We start from the raw sequence: 19,542 nt of genomic DNA on the forward strand, positions 1-19,542 counted from the left end.
TCTAATTTAACAGAAAATCCCCACAAATGATGTAAATGCTGAAGGACTTTATGATAGCTGTCAGCCAAAGGAATACCGTGCTGAGGTAGATAAGAAAGAGTAATAGAGCGATCGCCGCTGGCATCAATCTCGTATACCTGAATATTTGGCTCTAAGTTACTCAAGTTATACTGAGCTGACAGCTTTTCTCTGATGGTATGGTAGCCCACTTCGTCATGAATGGCGGATACATCTATAAACGTTTTTTGTTCATCATCTTCGATGGCAAAAAACTTAAAATCACGCATCAACTTCGGTGATAAAAATTGGCTGATAAAGCTCTCATCCTTGAAGTTTTGCATGGCGAAATGTACGGTTTCTACCCAATCTTTACCAGCAATATCTGGGAACCAAGACTTATCTTCGTCAGTTGGCGATTGGCATATGCGTTTGATATCCATGAACATATTAAAACCTAATGCGTAAGGGTTTATACCTGAATAATTGGGGTGATTATAGGCTGGTTGAACTACAACATTGGTGTGACTATGCAAGAACTCCAGCATAAATTTGTCACTGACTTTCCCTTCATCATAAAGATGATTAAGAATATGATAATGCCAAAAGCATGCCCAACCTTCGTTCATCACTTGTGTTTGTTTTTGCGGGTAAAAGTATTGGGAAGTCTTGCGTACAATACGGACTAACTCACGTTGCCAAGGTTCAAGCAAGGGCGCATTTTTCTCTATAAAATACAGCAAATTCTCTTGTGGTTCAGAGGGAAAACGTTGAGCTTGCTGAGTATCTTTTGCCTCTGATTTAGGTAATGTTCGCCATAAATCATTAACCTGGGACTGAATATGTTGTTCTCGATTTTGCTGACGTTCTCGTTCAACTTGCAAAGAAATTTTTTGCGGACGTTTATAACGGTCAACGCCAAAATTCATTAAGGCATGGCAGGAGTCCAATACATTTTCGACCTCGCTTACGCCGTATTTTTGTTCGCACTGAGTGACGTAGTTTTTAGCGAACAATAGATAATTAATAATAGAGCTGGCATCCGTCCACGCCTTAAATAGATAATTCCCTTTGAAGAAAGAATTGTGCCCGTAACACGCATGGGCAATTACTAACGCCTGCATTGTCATGGTGTTCTCTTCCATTAGGTAGGCGATGCAAGGATTTGAATTGATGACGATTTCGTACGCCAGGCCCATTTGGCCGCGACGATAATTTTGTTCTGATTGAATGAATTTTTTCCCATACGACCAGTGGGCGTAGTTAACGGGCATGCCAATACTCGCATAGGCATCCATCATATGTTCAGCGGTAATGATTTCAATTTGATTAGGATAAATGTCCAGACCATAATGTTTCGCGACTCGGTCTATTTCTTGTTCGTATTGGGTCAATAATTCGAATGTCCAATCTGGTCCATCGTTTAATGTATTTTCTTTGGGCTTTCTTCTCACCTTATTACACTCCTTTTGGTTTCTCGACACTTTGGTCGAATAACTCTCGGAATACTGGATAGATATCAGCGACATTTGTGATGTGTTTAATCGCGAAATTAAAGTGTGTTTCGCAGAGTTTTTGGTATTCGTGCCATAGTTTCTGATGTTGACGATCGGTTATTTCGATATAGGCGAAATACCTCAGCATGGGTAACAAGCTTTGTTCTAATAGACGTGTACAAATTTGACAGTCTTCTGTCCAATTGTCACCATCAGATGCTTGGGCTGCGTATATATTCCACTCATGGCTGTCGAAACGCTCGGCGATAATATCTTGCATAAGTTTTAATGCACTGGACACAATCGTGCCGCCTGTTTCTGTGGAATAAAAGAATTCTTGTTCATCTACCTCTTTGGCTTGAGTATGGTGGTGAATGTACACCACTTCTACGTTCTTATAAGTTCGAGTTAAAAAAAGGTACAGTAATATATAAAAGCGTTTAGCCATGTCTTTGGTGGCTTGATCCATTGAGCCGGAAACGTCCATCAAGCAAAACATAACCGCTTTACTCGACGGGATCGGACGTTTTTGGTAGTTACGAAATCGCAAATCAAAGGTATCGATAAAGGGCACCCGTGCAATGGACTTTTTTAATGCCTCAATATCTTTCTCGAGCTGGTTAATGCGAAGTTGGTCGAGAACCTTTTCACTTCTAAGCTCAATTAATAGTCGCTCTAGCAAGTGCAATTCTCTTTTTTTACCTGCGGTTAACGCTATGCGTCTGGCAACCGATCCTTTTAGTGAGCGCACCACATCTAAATTACTTGGTACACCGTCTGATACGAAACCCGCTCGATGACTTTCGTATTGCACAAATTGGGCTTGTTGATTTTTTTGCAAGTTGGGTAAAACAAGATCTTCAAACAGCAAATCTAAATATTCATCTTTGGATATTTGGAAAATAAAATCATCTTGGCCTTCTCCGGAATCACTAGCATTGCTGCCATTCCCTTGTCCATTTTCGCCTTGAGGGCGCTTAATTTGGTCGCCCGCATTAAATTGATCATTACCAGGGTGCACTATACTGCGCGTACCCCCTTTACCTGTATGAAATATGGGCTCTGAAATATCGCGACTCGAAATACCAATTTTCTCACCACTATTGATGTCAGTAACACTGCGCTTGTTGATAGAGTCAGCCACGGCCTTTTTGATCTGCTCCTTGTAGCGGCGCAGGAATCGTTGTCGGTTAACTGTGCTCTTCCCTTTGCCGTTGAGTCGTCGATCAATAAAATGGGCCATACTGCTTTACCTCAATGGATGCCATTGGATGTGGTGTAATATGTATGTACTAGGGATTAAGAGGATTTCCTAACCCGCAAGTACCATTCACATAGTAGTCTTACCTGTTTCTGGGTATAACCTTTCTCTGCCATCCGCTGCACAAAGTCGTCGTGTTTTTTCTCGTCTTCTGTTGAGCCTTTTTTGTTGAACGAGATCACCGGTAATAAATCCTCGGTGTTCGAGAACATTTTTTTCTCAATAACCGTGCGCAGTTTCTCATAACTGGTCCAACTCGGATTTTTGCCTTCATTGTTAGCTCTGGCACGCAAGACGAAATTAACAATTTCATTGCGAAAATCTTTGGGATTACTAATACCTGCAGTCTTCTCAATTTTTTCAAGTTCAGTATTCAATGCTTCTCTGTCGAATAATTGCCCTGTTTCTGGGTCGCGATACTCTTGGTCTTGGATCCAAAAATCGGCATAAACGACGTAGCGATCAAATAAGTTTTGCCCGTATTCTGAATATGATTCTAGATACGAGGTTTGTATTTCTTTACCAATGAATTCTACGTATTTAGGGATCAGGTAGCCTTTCAAATGCTCTTTATATTTCTCTGCCAGCTCGGTGGGGAATTGCTCCCGTTCAATCTGACGTTCAAGCACGTAAAATAAATGCACTGGGTTGGCCGCTAATTCTTGTTGATCAAAGTTAAATACCCTAGACAAAATCTTAAATGCAAAACGAGTAGACAGACCTTGCATGCCCTCATCAACTCCCGCGTAATCTCGATATTCCTGATACGATTTCGCTTTTGGGTCGGTGTCTTTCAGACTTTCCCCATCGTAGACCCGCATTTTTGAATAAATGCTCGAGTTTTCTGGCTCTTTGAGTCGTGACAATACGCTAAACTGAGCCAACGATTCCAATGTGTCAGGTGCACAAGAAGCACCAACCAATTCGCTGTTATCGATCAATTTTTGGTAAATTTGAATTTCTTCTGATACCCGCAGACAATAAGGAACATTGACAATAAATACCCGGTCTAAAAACGCTTCGTTATTCTTATTGTTGCGGAAGGTTTGCCACTCCGATTCGTTAGAATGGGCCAATATAACCCCCTCAAACGGTAAAGCGGATAAACCTTCAGTCGAATTATAGTTGCCTTCCTGAGTGGCTGTTAACAAAGGGTGTAGCACCTTAATTGGAGCCTTGAACATTTCTACAAATTCCATCAATCCCTGATTTGCTCGGCAAAGCGAACCAGAGTAACTATAAGCATCGGGATCATTTTGTGCGTAATGTTCAAGCCGTCTAATATCGACTTTTCCTACTAAAGCTGAGATATCTTGGTTGTTTTCGTCGCCAGGCTCTGTTTTAGCGATTGCAATCTGGTCCAAGATCGATGGATGTAACTTGATGACTTTGAATTGACGAATATCCCCATTGTATTCATGTAGGCGCTTGCGTGCCCATGGGGACATAACAGTTTTAAGATAACGAGGCGCAATACCATATTCATCAAGAAGTAAACGGCCGTCTTCATTGACATCAAATAAACTCAAAGGGTGGTCGTTTACAGGAGAATCTTTTAGCACGTATATGGGTTGTTGCTGCATTAATTCTTTAAGTTTTTCAGCTAATGATGACTTTCCGCCTCCTACAGGACCCAGTAAATAAAGTACTTGTTTTTTCTCTTCAAGTCCTTGAGAAGCATGACGCAGGTAAGAAACAATTTGTTCGATTGATTCTTCCATGCCATAGAAACCGTCAAAAGCTGGGTAGCGGGGGATAATACGGTTGGAAAATATTCTGCTCAACGCCGTATCTTTTGACGTATCTAACATTTCAGGCTCACCTATTGCCTTAAGTAAGCGTTCAGCAGCATTAGCATAAGCAGCGTTGTCTGCTTTACAGATTTCTAAAAACTCGTCAATACTAAGTTCCTCTTCCTTGCGGGCCTCATACCTTGACTGATATTGCTCTAAAATTCCCATAACTAAACCTCTCATATAGAAAAATTCCAGCTTGCACCCTTAAGATTAGACCCTTATTTGCATTTGTATGTTTCAGATTTAGAACAATATTTACTAGCAGAAGGAAAATAATGAGATTTAAGCACTAATGAAATAAGTGTCATTCTAAGGAAAGGTGATAGCAGTGGGGTGAAAGGACTAATATTTATAATGAGAAATGCAGTGCGGTAATTTTAACACCCGATATAAAATACATATTTATTAGTAAAACGAATAATAATTACTCAACAGTTGTGAGGTCTCATTGCTGAAAAATTATATTTCAAACATAAAAAAGCCCCGATATTATCGAGGCTCCTTTGGTGTTCTGTTTGACTTGTCTTTAATGCGCAGGTCAATCAGAAATAGAATTGCTTAAGCAAAGTTGCTTGCAGCGAAATCCCAGTTTGCTAATGCCCAAAAACCTTCAAGGTACTTAGGACGAGCATTTCGGTAATCAATGTAATACGCGTGTTCCCACAAATCTACCGTTAGTAGAGGAGTTAGGCTCGCGTCAGTTAGCGGCGTCGCTGCATTACTGGTATTGACTATGTCTAGGCTGCCGTCAGCCGTTTTTACTAGCCACGTCCAGCTTGAACCAAAGTTGTTAACAGCTTTATCGTTTAACGCTGCTTTGAAGTCAGCAAAAGAACCCCATTTTGCATTAATTGCATCAGCTAGTGCACCCGTTGGTTCACCGCCACCATTTGGGCTTAGGCTGTTCCAATAAAATGTATGATTCCAGATTTGCGCGGCGTTATTGAAAACTCCACCTTCAGACGATTTAACGATCTCTTCAAGATCTTTGTTCGCCATATCAGTGCCTTCAACTAGGCCGTTTAGCTTAGCAACGTAAGTAGCGTGATGCTTACCGTAGTGATATTCCAGCGTTTCAGCTGAGATATGTGGTTCTAATGCATTTTTTTCGTACGGAAGAGCTGGTAATTCGAAAGCCATGATATTTCTCCATTTAAAGTTAACAATAATCGTGTGTCTAACCTTGTAAGAATGCTAGCTTTCTATACACGAATATAAAAAGACTTGCCCAAGGTTATTCTGAAACCCAGTCACCGATCTTTGGGCGCTTAGGTTACATTACAAGGGTTTAACTAGATAATAATTTGAAAGCAATAAAGATCACAAGCCGGCATTGGTATAATGCCGTTGAAAACGGTAAACTTGGCCGCATTGTTAGTGTTATTCAAATATTTAGTGAGAGTGTCCATGGAAACGGTTGAAAAAATTCAGCAGCAAATCAGCGAAAACCCAATTATTTTATATATGAAAGGGTCACCTAAATTACCGAACTGTGGTTTTTCGGCTCAAGCCTCACAAGCTTTGATGACATGTGGAGAAGAATTCGCTTATGTAGATATTCTTCAAAATCCTGACATTAGAGCTGAATTACCAAAGTATGCTGATTGGCCTACCTTCCCACAATTGTGGATCGACGGTGAATTAGTGGGTGGTTGTGACATCATTATGGAAATGGTTCAGCAAGGTGAGTTGCAGACACTTGTTAAAGAAAGTGCAGCAAAACGCGCCAAGTAACTTATCGCTTTTAGGGGGTTGTGTTCTTCCTTAGTGAGTATGTTATTTTCAGTTATAAAAAAAGAGTCTATTAAGACTCTTTTTTTGTTTTTATTTTATTCGAGAATGAAAATAGGAAAGCTAACGCAAGCCTTGGTGTTCCTAATAAATCGATATATTTGATTAGGTTGGGTTAACACACTTCTTTAAATAGAGATTCATCAATTATAGTATTGTCAACGATGCTTTGCGCCATACGCACACATTTACCGCACTGATCACCCACGCCTAGCGCTTCACGCAGCTGACGCATATTGCCCACACCGTCTTCGCGAACGGCCTGTTTAATTGCTTTGTCGGTAATACCGTGACACAAACAAACGTACATAATTAACCTTACTGAATCTTGATGTAAATGATAATAATTGTTGTTTGCACTAATTTCAAGCCTTTATTGCGATTATTGCATAATAAATAATCTATCTATTGCTACAACAAGGGAAAGAATAATAACAGTTTAAATTATCAATCAACCCCTTGGTTTTTGCTATTCAATGCTTACTATATGTTGATGCTAAAAGAGTGTGATAACCGTTTAATTGTCGTTACACTATGTGCCAGTTATTTTTAAACCCTAAAAAAATGGAGATCAAAATGAGTGTATTAGTTAGTCGCCCAGCCCCAGATTTTACCGCCGCTGCTGTATTAGGAAATGGCGACATCGTAGAAAACTTTACTTTAAGTGAAGCAATCAAAGGAAAAAAAGCAGTATTGTTTTTTTATCCTCTTGATTTCACTTTCGTTTGCCCTTCTGAATTGATCGCATTTGACAAACGTTATGAAGAGTTTAAAAAACGTGGTGTTGAAGTCATTGCTGTGTCTATTGATTCTCAATTTACCCATAATGCATGGCGTAACACTGCTATCAATGATGGCGGTATCGGCAAGGTAAAATACGCAATGGTTGCCGATGTTAAGCACGAAATTTGTCAAGCATATGATGTTGAGCATCCAGAAGCTGGTGTTGCTTTTCGTGGTTCGTTCTTGATTGATGCAGAAGGTGTTGTACGTCACCAAGTCGTTAATGATCTTCCTTTAGGACGTAATATTGATGATATGTTGCGTATGGTTGATGCACTTAACTTCCATGAAGAACATGGTGAAGTTTGTCCTGCAGGTTGGCAAGTTGGCCAGAAAGGCATGGTAGACAGCCCTGAAGGTGTAGCTAGTTATCTTTCACAGAACGCTGATTCACTTTAATAGTAGTAAAGTGAACAACGAATATTAAAAACCGCTGATTTCAGCGGTTTTTTTTGTCTCTAATCCCCTCATGTACGCCGCGCTAGTCTTTTTCAGGCGTTGGCCATCCACAGGCGCTTTGCCATTTATTTACAATGTAACAGTATAGTTCAGCTGTTTTTTGGGTGTCGTATAAAGCAGAATGGGCTTCGTTTTGGTCAAAGCTAATATTCGCTGCTTGGCAGGCTTTTACTAAAACTGTTTGACCAAGGGCCAGACCCGATAGTGTTGTGGTATCGAAAGATACAAACGGGTGAAACGGCGTGCGTTTAATTTTACTGCGTTCAATAGCAGCGTTAATAAACCCTAGGTCGAATGCTGCATTATGGGCGACCATGACTGAGCGCTGACAATCTGCTTCTTTTTGCTCCTTTCTGATCTGTTTACATAAATCTTTAATGACTTCCGTTTCATCTAGCGCACCACGCAGCGCACACCAAGGGTCTATACCATTAAAGTCTAGCGCGGCTTTTTCCAAATTTGCGCCTTCAAATGGTATAACGTGATAGTGAAAGGTTTTATCAGGTGTTAAAAAACCTTTGTCATCCATTTTTGTTGTGATCGCTGCGACTTCAAGTAACGCATCCGTTTTGGCATTAAAGCCAGCCGTTTCAACATCAACAATAACTGGGAAGTAGCCTCTGAATCTGTCTTTAAGAAGAAATTGGGGATCTGACATAGCGGCCTAGTAGGATAAAAATATGGCGTGATTATGTCAATTATCCGAAGTCCCTGCCACCCTTGAAAGGCAATTATCTATGGAAGTTTATTCTTAAGTAGGCTGGGCAATAGGTATATTTAGGGTTAAGATTTTACTTAGTGAGTCGATAAACAAACTAGACGCATGGGGATATTCCCTGTCCTGAACTTACTATTACGAAAAAAGACTTATGAAAATAATTTTATTTGTAGTGTCACTGACGTTCGCGGGGTCTCTATCCGCAGGTTTACGTCAATATGCAGCTAAGATAGAGACCTCTGATTGGCAATTAAGCCAACATAATCGGTTGCAATGTACACTGGCTCATCAAATACCTGGTTACGGGCAGGCATTATTTACCAGTATGGCATCTAAGCAATTGAATATGGAGTTTGAGCTGGATATGCTGCGTCTGCCGAAAACTTTTGCTATGGCCGCCGTATACTCAGTGCCACCTAAATGGATGCCTGGCCAGATGCAGCATGCGATTGCTGATATGACCATTCGTAAACAGTATAATGGTGATTTACCTGAGCAGGCTGCTTGGACTATGTTATCAGAACTTGAGAAAGGCTTCTGGCCCACCATTTATTATCAAGATTGGTATAACCAGAAGGACAAGATAGCTGTTGGGCTAAATGCCAGTAATTTCGCTGTACCCTATGAAAGCTTCGCCCAATGCGTAGCTGATCTATTGCCTTATAGTTTTGATGATATTGCCTATACGATCTTAGATTACAAAAAAAACAGCACGGAACTAACCAAATATTCTCAACGTCGACTGGATATGATTGGTCAGTATTTGAAAGAAGACAACGAAATGGACTTGGTATTGCTTGACGGTTATAGCGATAGTTATGGTGGGCGAGATATGAACCACACGTTATCCGTCAGCCGAGCGGTGGAAATAAAAAATTACTTTAGTGATATGGGGGTTGAGCCTCAACGCATCGATGTTACCGGACATGGTGAGCGTAGGCATGTCGCCCCAAATAGTAACGAAATGTCCCGTGCAAAGAACCGCCGTGTGGTCATTCGGATGGCCAAGCCGTAACGTAGTTACATTTCCAATGCTATAAACTCTATATCAACAAAGCCGATTAACATTCAATGCTAATCGGCTTTTTAATGCCGCGTAATTTTGCTTAAATCTGTTTAATCATGCAAATAGTCCACTACGGTATCGGTAAAATCTGTAAACAACCCATCCACTTTTAGGTCTTTGAATAGCAGATCTAATACTTGTTGCTTCGTTACACCTTCTGGTAATGCATCTTGTCGAAAGGTATAAGGGTGAATATCAAGCCCTACTGCATGGGCATTTTTGGCCAGTCCAGTGGGTTGCATCGTTTGCATATCTACCAATTGTGGTATCCAAGGACCAATTCCTTGCACGACGGTAGCTAACTCCTTAAGTTTTGCCGGGGTACGTAATACGTCGTAATCCGTTGGAGACTCATCCCAATCATTTTCACCGAGCAATTGAATCAGTTTTACTTTTGCGCCCAAATCATTGCGTACACGCTTTAATTCGGCGTAATCAAAACACTGTACATAGATCGCTTTGTTGGCGTCATCTAAACCATGCTTACGTAACGTAGCCAAAACAATTTTGCTAATATCTACACCTTGCTCAAGATGCCAAGCAGGGGATTTTATTTCAGGATAAAAACCGATATTTTTATCAAATTGACGATTGAGTTGCGTGATTAATTCAATTTGTTCTTCAAAAGTCGCAATGGTGAACTGAGCAGTACCTTGATAGCGTTGCTGAAAAACTTGTTTACCATCAAGATCACTACGCTCATGTACGGTCAAAGACTTTAACTCAGCTAGCGTGAAATCAAGCGCATAGTAACGTCCATCTTCTCGTTTGCGCAGTGGAAATTTGTCGGCGACATTGGTGACGGTATCTAAATGGATATCGTGCAATACCACAGGCACGCCGTCCTTGCTTATCACTACATCTTGTTCGATAAAATCAGCACCCATAGCAAACGCTAAGGTAGTTGATTCCATTGTGTGTTCAGGTAAGTACCCTGATGCGCCACGATGAGCGATAACGAGAGGTGTTGCCCAACTGACTTGACTCAGCAGCAGCGCGCCAAGGGATAACGACAAAATAGATTTTTTCATGCTGACTCCAATGTCATAGTTTCCATTAGTGAGGGGGTTAATGGTTTTGAATAAGCTCTATAGCGTAACCATCTGGATCGCGGACAAAGGCTATAATAGTGCTGCCACCTTTCACTGGGCCTGCGTCACGGTATACATCGGCGCCTTGTTTTTTTAACTGCTCACAGACTTGATAAATATCGTCCACGCCGATAGCTATATGCCCATATGCTGTGCCCATTTCGTAACTGGCTTGGTCCCAGTTGTGCGTGAGTTCTAGCACAGTTTGGCTATCTTCTTCGCCGTAACCAACAAACGCTAATGTATAACGATATTCATCGTTTTCACTTCGACGTAACAAGTTCATGCCGAGGACTTCAGTATAAAATGCAAGAGAGCGATTTAAATCCCCAACCCGTAACATGGTGTGCAATAGGCGCATAAAGATCCTTATTAATTAACAAAAAATGTAGCCAAGCCACTGATTATAGCGGGTTAAACATCACAACTATATGACAAAGAGTAACAAAGCATTGAGCATTCGCGATGGAATAATAAGTAGGGATGTGCTGCTACCGAATGACGAGGTAACAGCAGTTATTGAATGGACGCGACTAACTACTTAATTTTAAACCAATCACACCTAACGTAATAGTCAATAGGCTCAATATCCGTAGTACCGTTACTGGCTCATTGAACAAAATCATACCTAGGATAGCCGTGCCGATGAGCCCAATTAGAACCCAGACAGCATAAGCAGTACCTGCGGGAAGTGTTTTCATGGCAACACTCAACAGACCAAAACTAATAGCCATGGCAATTAAGGTCAATAAAGACGGCCAAAACCGACTGAAACCATCGCTGTATTTAAGACCAATCGCCCACACAACTTCAAATAAGCCCGCGATTAAAAGAATAATCCAGTTCATTTTGTACCTACCAATTTTAAGTTGGGTCGTCCCAGATAATAGGCGAGGGATGAGGTCGTCCTCATTTCATTGAATTAGTTAAAAATGGATTGTCGAAATGACCACAGTATTTTAGCACATTGAGCATGCACTTAGTCAAACGTCTAATGCACGTGTATCACACTACCATCAATACCGCAGCGACCCCGGTTACCGCTAGTACCAACCAGCGGTATTGCTTGTCTGGAATTCGTTTGACGATTTTCACACCAGCGTAAGCACCGAGAGCAATAAAAGGCAGACTTATCAGGTTTAACATAAACGAATTGAGTGAGATGGTATGCCAACTGAAAACGTGAAAGGGCACTTTAAATAGATTAATCGCTAGAAAAAACCACGCGCCTGTGCCGATATATTCATTTTTTGGAAGTCGCATACTGAGTAAGTAGAGCGCCATTACTGCCCCTGCCAGATTACCTATCATGGTGGTAAAACCACCGAGTAACCCCATCAGTATGGCAAACCACAAATAATCTGGGATATTTTCTTTATTGGCGGTTTCCATCCACAACATGATCCCCAAACTGACAAAAATGATGATCCCCATGATTAATCTAAACAGTTGATCGTCTATATAATTTCCGACCACAGTCGCAATAATCACTCCGGCTGCTGCCGATGGAAATAGTTTTAATAAATATGACCAATTTGCATGGCGATGGTAATACTTTACGGCGAATAAATCCGCCATGATCAGCAAAGGCAACATCAGCCCTGAGGATTCTTTCCCGCCAAATATAATCGCCATCACCGGTACCGTAAACATGGATATGCCACTGACCCCAGTTTTAGCCATACCAATCAAAAACGCTGTTAAAAAAAGGAGACTGAGCGTGGTGTAGTTGAGTGAATACGAGAACAACTCCAACATGTTTTAGCTATTCCTGATAATGATCATTCTACTAAGTAGCATTTGGGCCGACGGTTATTACCCTTGATATAGTTTATTGAAATAGGATTTAAGAATGGATAACTTTTACGCGTCCTACTTGACCATCTTCGAGCCGCACTTTGATGCCATGGGGATGATTTGCCGAGTTGGTCAGAAGTTTTTCAACCACCCCTTGCGTTAAGGTATTGGTGCGTTGATGCTCCTTTAATACAACAGAAACTTCTGCTCCAATTTTCACGTTTGCGCGTTTAGTCCCGTCCATTTTTTTGCTCCTAAGCTATGTCTGATTAACTGTTTATTCGTCTACTTTATCTTTGAATTCGCATAAGTCTTCTACAATGCAAGAGCCACAGCGAGGTTTGCGGGCAATACAGGTATAGCGGCCATGTAAAATAAGCCAATGGTGTACGTCTACTTTAAACTCGGCAGGGACTACCTTAAGCAGTTTTTTCTCGACCAAATCAACATTTTTACCTACTGCAAATTTGGTCCGGTTGCTCACCCTATCAATGTGGGTGTCGACGGCAATCGTTGGCCAGCCGAATGCGGTGTTAAGTACAACATTCGCTGTTTTTCTACCTACGCCAGGTAAGGCTTCTAGAGCTGCACGGTTCTCTGGTATTTCTGAATTATGTTGCTCTATCAGTATTTTACAGGTTTTTATAACATTAACGGCTTTGGTATTGAACAAACCAATGGTTTTGATAAATTCTTTCACACCATCAACGCCCAGGGCATAAACACTTTCAGGAGTATTAGCAACAGGGAACATTTTTGCCATCGCTTTATTTACACTTACATCCGTGGCTTGGGCAGATAACAACACAGCAATCAATAATTCAAATGGACTGGTGAAGTTTAACTCTGTGGTCGGGTGCGGGTTCGCATCACGCCAACGCGTTAACATCTCAATGCGTTTTTGTTGATTCATCGAAGTGTATTCCTATTAGATATGAATGCTATGTTTCAGCTGTGACGCGAGCCCTTTGTACGACTTTTGCCTCTTGTTTAGCAGCAAACATGTTTGCAAAACGTTTGTCTAACACGTTTTTTACAGCAATAAGTAAGCCCATTCCTAAAAATGCCCCTGGCGGTAATATGGCTAGCAAGAAGGGAGAGTCAGTCGTGAATACGGTGATTTTTAGGCTACTGGCCCAGTCGCCTAATAATAAGTTAGCACCAGCAAACAATGTGCCGTAGCCAAGAAGTTCGCGCATTGCGCCGAGTAAAACCAGCACAGCGGTAAAGCCTAAGCCCATCATTAATCCGTCGAAGGCTGCATATCCTACTGGGTTTTTGGATGCATAGGCCTCCGCTCGACCAATTATCGCGCAGTTCGTGACGATCAATGGAATAAATATTCCCAGTGCCTGATATAACTCGAAGGTATATGCGTTCATTAGCAGCTGCACGACCGTTACAAAAGCAGCAATTATCATTACAAAAATAGGGATACGGATTTCATTGGGGACGACATTACGGATAATTGATACCGTCGCATTGGAGCCAATCAATACCAATGTTGTTGCTAACCCTAAGCCTAGTCCATTAGTAATGGTGGCTGTAACGGCTAATAGTGGGCACAACCCAAGCAATTGCACTAGCGCAGGGTTATTTTTCCACAACCCTTGCCAGCTTAGTTGTTTAATTTCATTCATACGAGATCACCCTTGTATCGCTAATTGGCTGCGACATTCGTTGCTAGCAGAAAAAATTGCGTCATGATTCAATTGATAATACTCGACGGCTCGTTTTACTGCACCAACGACTGCTCTCGGCGTGATAGTCGCTCCGGTGAATTGATCAAATTGACCACCGTCTTTTTTTACTGACCAATTCGGTGCATTTTCAGTGGTCAGTGTTTGATTGGTAAAACCGAGAACCCAATCGCTGATCCGTAGATCAATTTTATCACCTAGGCCAGGTGTTTCCTTATGATTTAGCACGCGCACACCTGTCACGGTCGACTGGTCTTTTATACCCACAACTAACTCAATGCGCCCACTGTATCCATCGGGCGCAGTGGTTTCGATAACAGCAGCTACCGGCAGATCGTCTTTAGTGGCGCGGTAAATATGATGGGCGGTTTTCGAGCCCAAATAATCAACTGACGTTACCAACACACAATCACGCTGCATTTCATTGTTATAGCTATTTCTAGGAACAAGTTCATCCAGAATTTTTAGCAAGGTTAGTTGATGCTGGTGTTCAATTTTTTCTTGAGTACCAAAATAGGTAAGCGCGATAAGGCCACTGGTGATTATCGCGAATAAGCTTAATATCAGACCATTTTTAGCGATAACGAATTTCATCTGCGTTCTCCTTTAGCATCTTTTTGATGTCCGTAAGTACGCGGTCGGGTGTAATAATCGATTAGGGGTACCGCCATGTTCATAATTAAAACAGAGAACGCTATGGCGTCAGGGTAGCCGCCCCACGTGCGAATAACGTATATCCAAAAACCAATAGCAGCACCGAAAATAATGCGGCCTCTATTGGTTGTTGATGCAGATACTGGGTCGGTTGCAATGAAAAATGCGCCAAGTATAAGACTACCGTTGAATAGATGAAATAGAGGAGACGCATAGCGATCACCATCGACTAAAAACATCACGCCCGCGCAGATAACCATCGCGCCCAGCATGCCTCCCGGAATGTGCCAGTTAATAATTCGCGCGCGAATAAGATACAAACCGCCAGCCAAATAACCCATGCTAACCCAAGACCAGCCGATACCTAAACTGCCGTCGAAAATGCTCGACTGTAAACCCTCTTCATAGGTTAATCCTTGGGCAAGACCTGTTTTGATGGCATCTAGTGGCGTGGCCATAGTATGACCGTCAACGGTATTTTGTAATTGAGCGAGGCTAAATCCATCGGCAGTAAAACCTGTCATTACGGCGTAAATAGCATCGACGATACTAGATTGATGCATGGTTAAACTTTGCACCGGTAGCCATTGGGTCATTTGTACAGGAAAAGACACCAGTAACATCACATAAGCGGCCATAGCAGGGTTAAATACGTTAAACCCCAAGCCTCCGTATAGTTGTTTGACCATGGCAATAGCGAAGAAGGTGCCGATTACGACTACCCACCATGGGGCAAAAGGTGGGATACTAATTGCCAATAAAATGGCTGTTAATATAGCGCTGTAATCCTTAATAGCACGTTCGAAGTCTCGTTTACGCAGTTCTAAAATACTGGCTTCTGTGATCAAAGCGGTGATAACAGCCAAGACTATTTGCACGAGTACACCAAAGCCGAAAAACCAGGTTTGTAATAATATTCCTGGGATCAAGGCATAGATGACCATACGCATGACTTGACCAGTGTTACGTTTAACATGCTGATGGGGAGAACTCGCGAGTTTATAATTCATATACAGGTTTTAATCTTCTGATGATTTCAATTGAGCCGCTTTCTTGGCTTTTGCTTTGGCAACCGCAATTGCGATACGACGCTTCTTCTCGTCTAGCGCTTCTTCAGCTTCCGATAGTTGCGTCTCTTGATTGATCGTTGACGTCACAGACTGATCAGGTAATGGCGCGGGTACTTCAATATTTTTTTGCACATCATACTTGTTAGGTAATACGTCGCTGGCTGCCTCTTTGGCTAATTTTTTAGCTTTTGCCTTTGCTACAGCAGCAGCGATACGTGCTTTTTTTTGATCTGCAGGGTCAAGTTGTTCTATTAACGCTTCATCATCGGGTACTGGAGTTTTAGATACACTTTTTACAGGCTCTTCAATTTTGCTTTCTGTTAATGTCAATGTGTCAGGAAAATCGTATGAAGACACCTCAGCTTGGACTTTATCTTGCTCTACTTGTAGTGCTTTTTTGGCTTTTGCTTTAGCCACAACAGCAGCAATGCGCTGATTTTTCGCTGAGACCTCACTTTGCAAACTGTCATTAGTTTGGCTTTGATAAGTCGAATTCATTTCTGGGTTGAGTTGGGGCGTTACCAAAATTTTTTGTACCGCAACGGTTTTTTCGTCCCCTGTAATCTGTGGTTCCACAGGTATTTCTGTGGCTAATTTTTCGGCTTTTTTTGCCTTTGCTCGAGCGATAGCAGCAGCAACGCGTTCATCTTTAGATTTACCCGGGGCAGATGATTCTTTGGGGGGATAAGAGGGCGTTATTTGGTCCTGATCGATTTTCGGCTCAAGGGGAGCTGAATCTGCCTGCGCTAATCGTTGTGCTTTTTTCTCTTTGGCTCTCGCTATGGCTGCAGCAACACGGGAATCCTTTGAGTTACCGGCTGTTTCAGTGGGCTCAGCTTGTGTTTCGACTAACGCTTCGTTTGCCGAAGCTGAAGTCGGGGTATCAGTAATGGCAACTGAATCTGTGTTGGCCTCATTATTATTTATTTTCTGGGCTTTCTTTGCTTTTGCGCGCGCAATTGCGGCAGCTACTCGATCATCTTTGGATGTACCTGAAGATTGGATTGGCGTGTCTTGATTTGTTTGAACTGACGGCGCTATAGATGTTGGCTCGTTAGCATCATATTCGGCTTGCTGTGCTTTCTTGGCTTTCGCTCTGGCTAATGCCGCAGCGATTTTATCACCGGCGTCATTGCCTTTGTTTTGCATCGCTGATTTACGCGCTTCTGCTGCTTTACGGTGCTTTTCGTCTCTGGCTTCCTGTTCTCTTACCAAGCGGGCTGCGCGACTTTCAAAACGTTCTCTGGCTTTATCTGATTTCTGCTTTTCTTCTTGCTCAAGCCTAATTTCAGCTTTTGTTATACGGTAATAGTGCACAAGCGGTATATCGCTGGGACATACGTAGGCACACGCACCGCATTCAATACAGTCAAATAAATTATAATCTTGAGCTTTATCTAATTCTTTTGCCTTACTATGCCAAAAAAGTTGCTGGGGCAATAAGGATACTGGACACGCATCTGCACATGCACTGCACCGAATGCAGGGTTGTTCGGCTTCTGGTTCTGCTATTTCATCTTTAGTAGGTAATAAAAGGCAATTGGTTATTTTAACCACGGGTACTTGATCACTGGCTAACGTAAAGCCCATCATTGGGCCGCCCATGATAATCTGCTTTTGTGATTGCTTCTGTGCCAAATAGCCAGCTGAAGTCAATAAATGTGCAACGGGCGCGCCTATTAATGCCCATACGTTTTTCGGGGTGCTTACCGCATGGCCTGTGATAGTAACCACGCGCTGTATTAAAGGTTTACCGGAAAATACTGCGTCTGCGATTGCGTAGCACGTTCCTACGTTGTGCATTATTACACCAACGTCGATTGGCAAACCTTGCTTGGGTACTTCTCGATTCGTTAATACCTGAATAAGCTGTTTTTCACCGCCTGCAGGGTATTTAGTCGCAATGGGCACTACTTTATAATGCTCACTTTGTTGACAAGCCACTCGCATAGCTTCTATCGCCTCAGGCTTATTATCTTCTATGGCAATATATACCTGCTTAGGTGACAGTAGATGACATAACACGTCGATACCTTGGCGAATTTGCCATGCATGCTCTCGCATCAAACGATCGTCTGCCGTGATATAAGGCTCGCACTCAACACCGTTGATAATAATAAATTCGACGTCTTTTTTCGGTGCTGCTTTTATATGTGTAGGAAACCCTGCGCCGCCCATACCAGACACGCCAGCATTGCAAATCGCTTCAAGCACAGCAACCTTAGGCAATGATTGATAGTCTTTTAATGGGGTAAGGGTTATCCATTTATCGAGAGTATCGGGTTCGATAACTAACGTTTGCTCAGGCAGCGCCGAAGGATGGGCAGATACATGAGGCCCAACACTTATCACCGTGCCCGATGTGGATGCATGAACCGGAACCGCAAATGGGTTTGCGCTGCGAGTAAGAGGTTGGCCTTTTAATACATGTTCACCTGGACTAACAAGCAACTGACCTTCAACACCAATATGCTGCTTAAGCGGAATATACAAACGCTCGGGAAGCGTCATGCTTTCTATTGGTTGACGATTCGATAGTTCTTTTTGTTGGGCTGGGAATACGCCACCGGGGAAGTCCCAAAGTTTATCGCGCTCAACGTGCTTTACAATTTCATCGAAAGAAGGAATTAACACTCGATTCATTAGCTCACCTGCTTCACGGGGATACTGTCAATGTTCCAGCGCCACGAAGAAGCCGTCGTTTGTGTAGGGATCATATCGATACAGTCAACAGGGCAGGGGTCGACACAGAGATCACAACCGGTACATTCATCGCTCAATACAGTATGCATTTGTTTGGCTGCACCTAAAATTGCATCTACTGGGCAAGCTTGAATACACTTCGTACAGCCAATACATTCATCTTCACGTATAAATGCAACTTTCTTTATGTCTTCAGTACCGTGAGCTGCATCTAAAGACGTTGCCTCAACACCCATTAAGTCGGCAAGGCGTTTTATAGTTGCGTCGCCACCCGGTGGACACTTATTGATATCGTCGCCATCGGCTATCGCTTGTGCGTATGGTTTGCAACCCGGATAGCCACATTGACCACATTGTGTTTGCGGGAGCAGCTCATCGATTTGGTCAACAAGAGGATCGCTTTCTACTTTGAAACGAACCGATGCAAATCCCAATATTGAGCCAAAGACCAAGGCAAGCAGGCCAACCGCGATAAGTGCAGTAAGAATAGTCCAAAACAACGTCATTAAAACTTCACCAAGCCAGTAAAGCCTAAGAACGCCAAGGACATTAAGCCGGCAGTGATCATACTAATTGAAGCACCCTTGAATGGAGCTGGCACATCGGCAACGGCTAAACGCTCGCGCATAGCGGCAAACAAAATTAACACGAGTGAAAAACCAACGGCTGCACCGAATCCATAAATAACCGACTCAATAAAGTTATGGTCATGATTTATGTTCAATAAGGCGACACCCAGTACTGCGCAGTTGGTTGTGATTAAAGGTAAGAATATACCTAGTAATCGATACAGCGTTGGGCTCGTTTTATGGACGACCATTTCGGTAAACTGAACCACTACCGCTATTACTAGAATAAAACTTAAGGTGCGAAGGTATTCAATTCCCAACGGCAACAAGATGTAGTGTTCAACGAGATAACTTGAAAGAGAAGCAAGTGTGAGAACAAACGTGGTTGCCATCGACATACCGATAGCAGTCTCAAGCTTACCTGATACACCCATAAATGGACAAAGGCCGAGAAACTGCACCAATACAAAGTTATTGACAAGCACCGTGCCGACTAATAGAAGTAAAAACTCAGTCATATTGTTTGCAACCTAGTACAAAAATCAAAATCGTAAAACCTGTTCGTTGTTGTGCAAAGTGAATGCGAGAGTT

The 19,542-nt window shown here is 42.3% G+C and carries 21 protein-coding genes; 3 read left to right on the forward strand and 18 right to left on the reverse strand.

The window, feature by feature from the left end:
* The 4 genes from GQS54_RS15185 to GQS54_RS15200 form a co-directional block, all read right to left on the reverse strand.
* Positions 1 to 1,451: SpoVR family protein (locus GQS54_RS15185; RefSeq protein WP_346766581.1), on the reverse strand; the 1,451-nt coding region annotated here is incomplete at its 3' end.
* Positions 1,452 to 1,455: 4 nt separating this feature from the next.
* Complete coding sequence (locus tag GQS54_RS15190) at positions 1,456 to 2,736, reverse strand: YeaH/YhbH family protein (protein WP_166424831.1); 1,281 nt, start codon at positions 2,734 to 2,736, stop codon at positions 1,456 to 1,458.
* Positions 2,737 to 2,792: 56 nt separating this feature from the next.
* Positions 2,793 to 4,715, reverse strand: a complete 1,923-nt coding sequence (locus GQS54_RS15195; RefSeq protein WP_166424899.1) for a PrkA family serine protein kinase — start codon at positions 4,713 to 4,715, stop codon at positions 2,793 to 2,795.
* Between the two features lie 393 nt (positions 4,716 to 5,108).
* Complete coding sequence (locus GQS54_RS15200; protein WP_166424832.1) at positions 5,109 to 5,690, reverse strand: Fe-Mn family superoxide dismutase; 582 nt, start codon at positions 5,688 to 5,690, stop codon at positions 5,109 to 5,111.
* A 267-nt stretch (positions 5,691 to 5,957) separates the two neighbouring features.
* Between GQS54_RS15200 and GQS54_RS15205 the strand changes: the two genes are divergently transcribed.
* Complete coding sequence (locus GQS54_RS15205) at positions 5,958 to 6,284, forward strand: Grx4 family monothiol glutaredoxin (RefSeq protein ID WP_166424900.1); 327 nt, start codon at positions 5,958 to 5,960, stop codon at positions 6,282 to 6,284.
* A gap of 172 nt (positions 6,285 to 6,456) precedes the next feature.
* On the opposite strand, the gene GQS54_RS15210 is transcribed toward GQS54_RS15205, so the two are convergent.
* Complete coding sequence (locus GQS54_RS15210) at positions 6,457 to 6,651, reverse strand: bacterioferritin-associated ferredoxin (protein ID WP_006993419.1); 195 nt, start codon at positions 6,649 to 6,651, stop codon at positions 6,457 to 6,459.
* A gap of 266 nt (positions 6,652 to 6,917) precedes the next feature.
* Here GQS54_RS15210 and GQS54_RS15215 point away from each other — a divergent pair, with 266 nt between their 5' ends.
* Positions 6,918 to 7,523 carry a peroxiredoxin C gene (locus GQS54_RS15215; RefSeq protein WP_166424833.1) on the forward strand — a complete coding sequence of 202 codons (606 nt, stop codon included), beginning with the start codon at positions 6,918 to 6,920 and terminating at the stop codon, positions 7,521 to 7,523.
* Between the two features lie 82 nt (positions 7,524 to 7,605).
* Here the strand turns inward: GQS54_RS15215 and rnt are convergent, their stop codons facing one another.
* Positions 7,606 to 8,241, reverse strand: coding sequence for a ribonuclease T (gene rnt / locus GQS54_RS15220; protein WP_166424834.1), 636 nt, complete (start codon positions 8,239 to 8,241; stop codon positions 7,606 to 7,608).
* Positions 8,242 to 8,452: 211 nt separating this feature from the next.
* Between rnt and GQS54_RS15225 the strand changes: the two genes are divergently transcribed.
* A complete protein-coding gene (locus tag GQS54_RS15225) occupies positions 8,453 to 9,316 on the forward strand; it encodes an OmpA family protein (RefSeq protein WP_166424835.1) in 864 nt (287 codons plus the stop codon).
* A 101-nt stretch (positions 9,317 to 9,417) separates the two neighbouring features.
* Here the strand turns inward: GQS54_RS15225 and glpQ are convergent, their stop codons facing one another.
* The 12 genes from glpQ to rsxA form a co-directional block, all read right to left on the reverse strand.
* Positions 9,418 to 10,398: a glycerophosphodiester phosphodiesterase gene (gene glpQ / locus GQS54_RS15230; protein ID WP_166424836.1), complete on the reverse strand. Its 981-nt coding sequence runs from the start codon at positions 10,396 to 10,398 to the stop codon at positions 9,418 to 9,420.
* Between the two features lie 37 nt (positions 10,399 to 10,435).
* On the reverse strand, positions 10,436 to 10,819 hold the full coding sequence (gene gloA, locus GQS54_RS15235) for a lactoylglutathione lyase (protein WP_166424837.1): 384 nt from the start codon (positions 10,817 to 10,819) through the stop codon (positions 10,436 to 10,438).
* Positions 10,820 to 10,991: 172 nt separating this feature from the next.
* Positions 10,992 to 11,306 carry a quaternary ammonium compound efflux SMR transporter SugE gene (gene sugE / locus GQS54_RS15240; protein WP_166424838.1) on the reverse strand — a complete coding sequence of 105 codons (315 nt, stop codon included), beginning with the start codon at positions 11,304 to 11,306 and terminating at the stop codon, positions 10,992 to 10,994.
* A 157-nt stretch (positions 11,307 to 11,463) separates the two neighbouring features.
* Positions 11,464 to 12,216, reverse strand: a complete 753-nt coding sequence (locus GQS54_RS15245; protein ID WP_166424839.1) for a sulfite exporter TauE/SafE family protein — start codon at positions 12,214 to 12,216, stop codon at positions 11,464 to 11,466.
* 88 nt (positions 12,217 to 12,304) lie between these two features.
* Positions 12,305 to 12,499, reverse strand: a complete 195-nt coding sequence (locus tag GQS54_RS15250) for a YwbE family protein (protein WP_166424840.1) — start codon at positions 12,497 to 12,499, stop codon at positions 12,305 to 12,307.
* Positions 12,500 to 12,532: 33 nt separating this feature from the next.
* Entirely contained in the window at positions 12,533 to 13,168 is a 636-nt protein-coding gene (gene nth, locus GQS54_RS15255; protein WP_166424841.1) for an endonuclease III, read from the reverse strand.
* Positions 13,169 to 13,196: 28 nt separating this feature from the next.
* Positions 13,197 to 13,895: an electron transport complex subunit E gene (locus tag GQS54_RS15260; protein ID WP_166424842.1), complete on the reverse strand. Its 699-nt coding sequence runs from the start codon at positions 13,893 to 13,895 to the stop codon at positions 13,197 to 13,199.
* Between the two features lie 6 nt (positions 13,896 to 13,901).
* Positions 13,902 to 14,549 (reverse strand): electron transport complex subunit RsxG, encoded by a 648-nt coding sequence (gene rsxG, locus GQS54_RS15265; RefSeq protein ID WP_166424843.1) that lies wholly within the window; start codon positions 14,547 to 14,549, stop codon positions 13,902 to 13,904.
* Positions 14,546 to 15,619 carry an electron transport complex subunit RsxD gene (gene rsxD, locus GQS54_RS15270; protein ID WP_166424844.1) on the reverse strand — a complete coding sequence of 358 codons (1,074 nt, stop codon included), beginning with the start codon at positions 15,617 to 15,619 and terminating at the stop codon, positions 14,546 to 14,548. Before rsxD ends, rsxG begins: the two co-directional genes overlap by 4 nt.
* Before the next feature lie 9 nt (positions 15,620 to 15,628).
* Positions 15,629 to 18,322 carry an electron transport complex subunit RsxC gene (gene rsxC, locus GQS54_RS15275; protein WP_166424845.1) on the reverse strand — a complete coding sequence of 898 codons (2,694 nt, stop codon included), beginning with the start codon at positions 18,320 to 18,322 and terminating at the stop codon, positions 15,629 to 15,631.
* Entirely contained in the window at positions 18,322 to 18,888 is a 567-nt protein-coding gene (rsxB, locus tag GQS54_RS15280) for an electron transport complex subunit RsxB (protein ID WP_166424846.1), read from the reverse strand. The genes rsxC and rsxB overlap by 1 nt, the downstream gene beginning before the upstream one ends.
* Positions 18,888 to 19,469 carry an electron transport complex subunit RsxA gene (gene rsxA / locus GQS54_RS15285; RefSeq protein ID WP_158770630.1) on the reverse strand — a complete coding sequence of 194 codons (582 nt, stop codon included), beginning with the start codon at positions 19,467 to 19,469 and terminating at the stop codon, positions 18,888 to 18,890. Before rsxA ends, rsxB begins: the two co-directional genes overlap by 1 nt.
* Positions 19,470 to 19,542: the final 73 nt, after the last annotated feature.

Origin of the sequence: Paraglaciecola sp. 20A4 (genome assembly GCF_011378905.1) — a bacterium.
Taxonomy (GTDB): Bacteria; Pseudomonadota; Gammaproteobacteria; order Enterobacterales; family Alteromonadaceae; genus Paraglaciecola.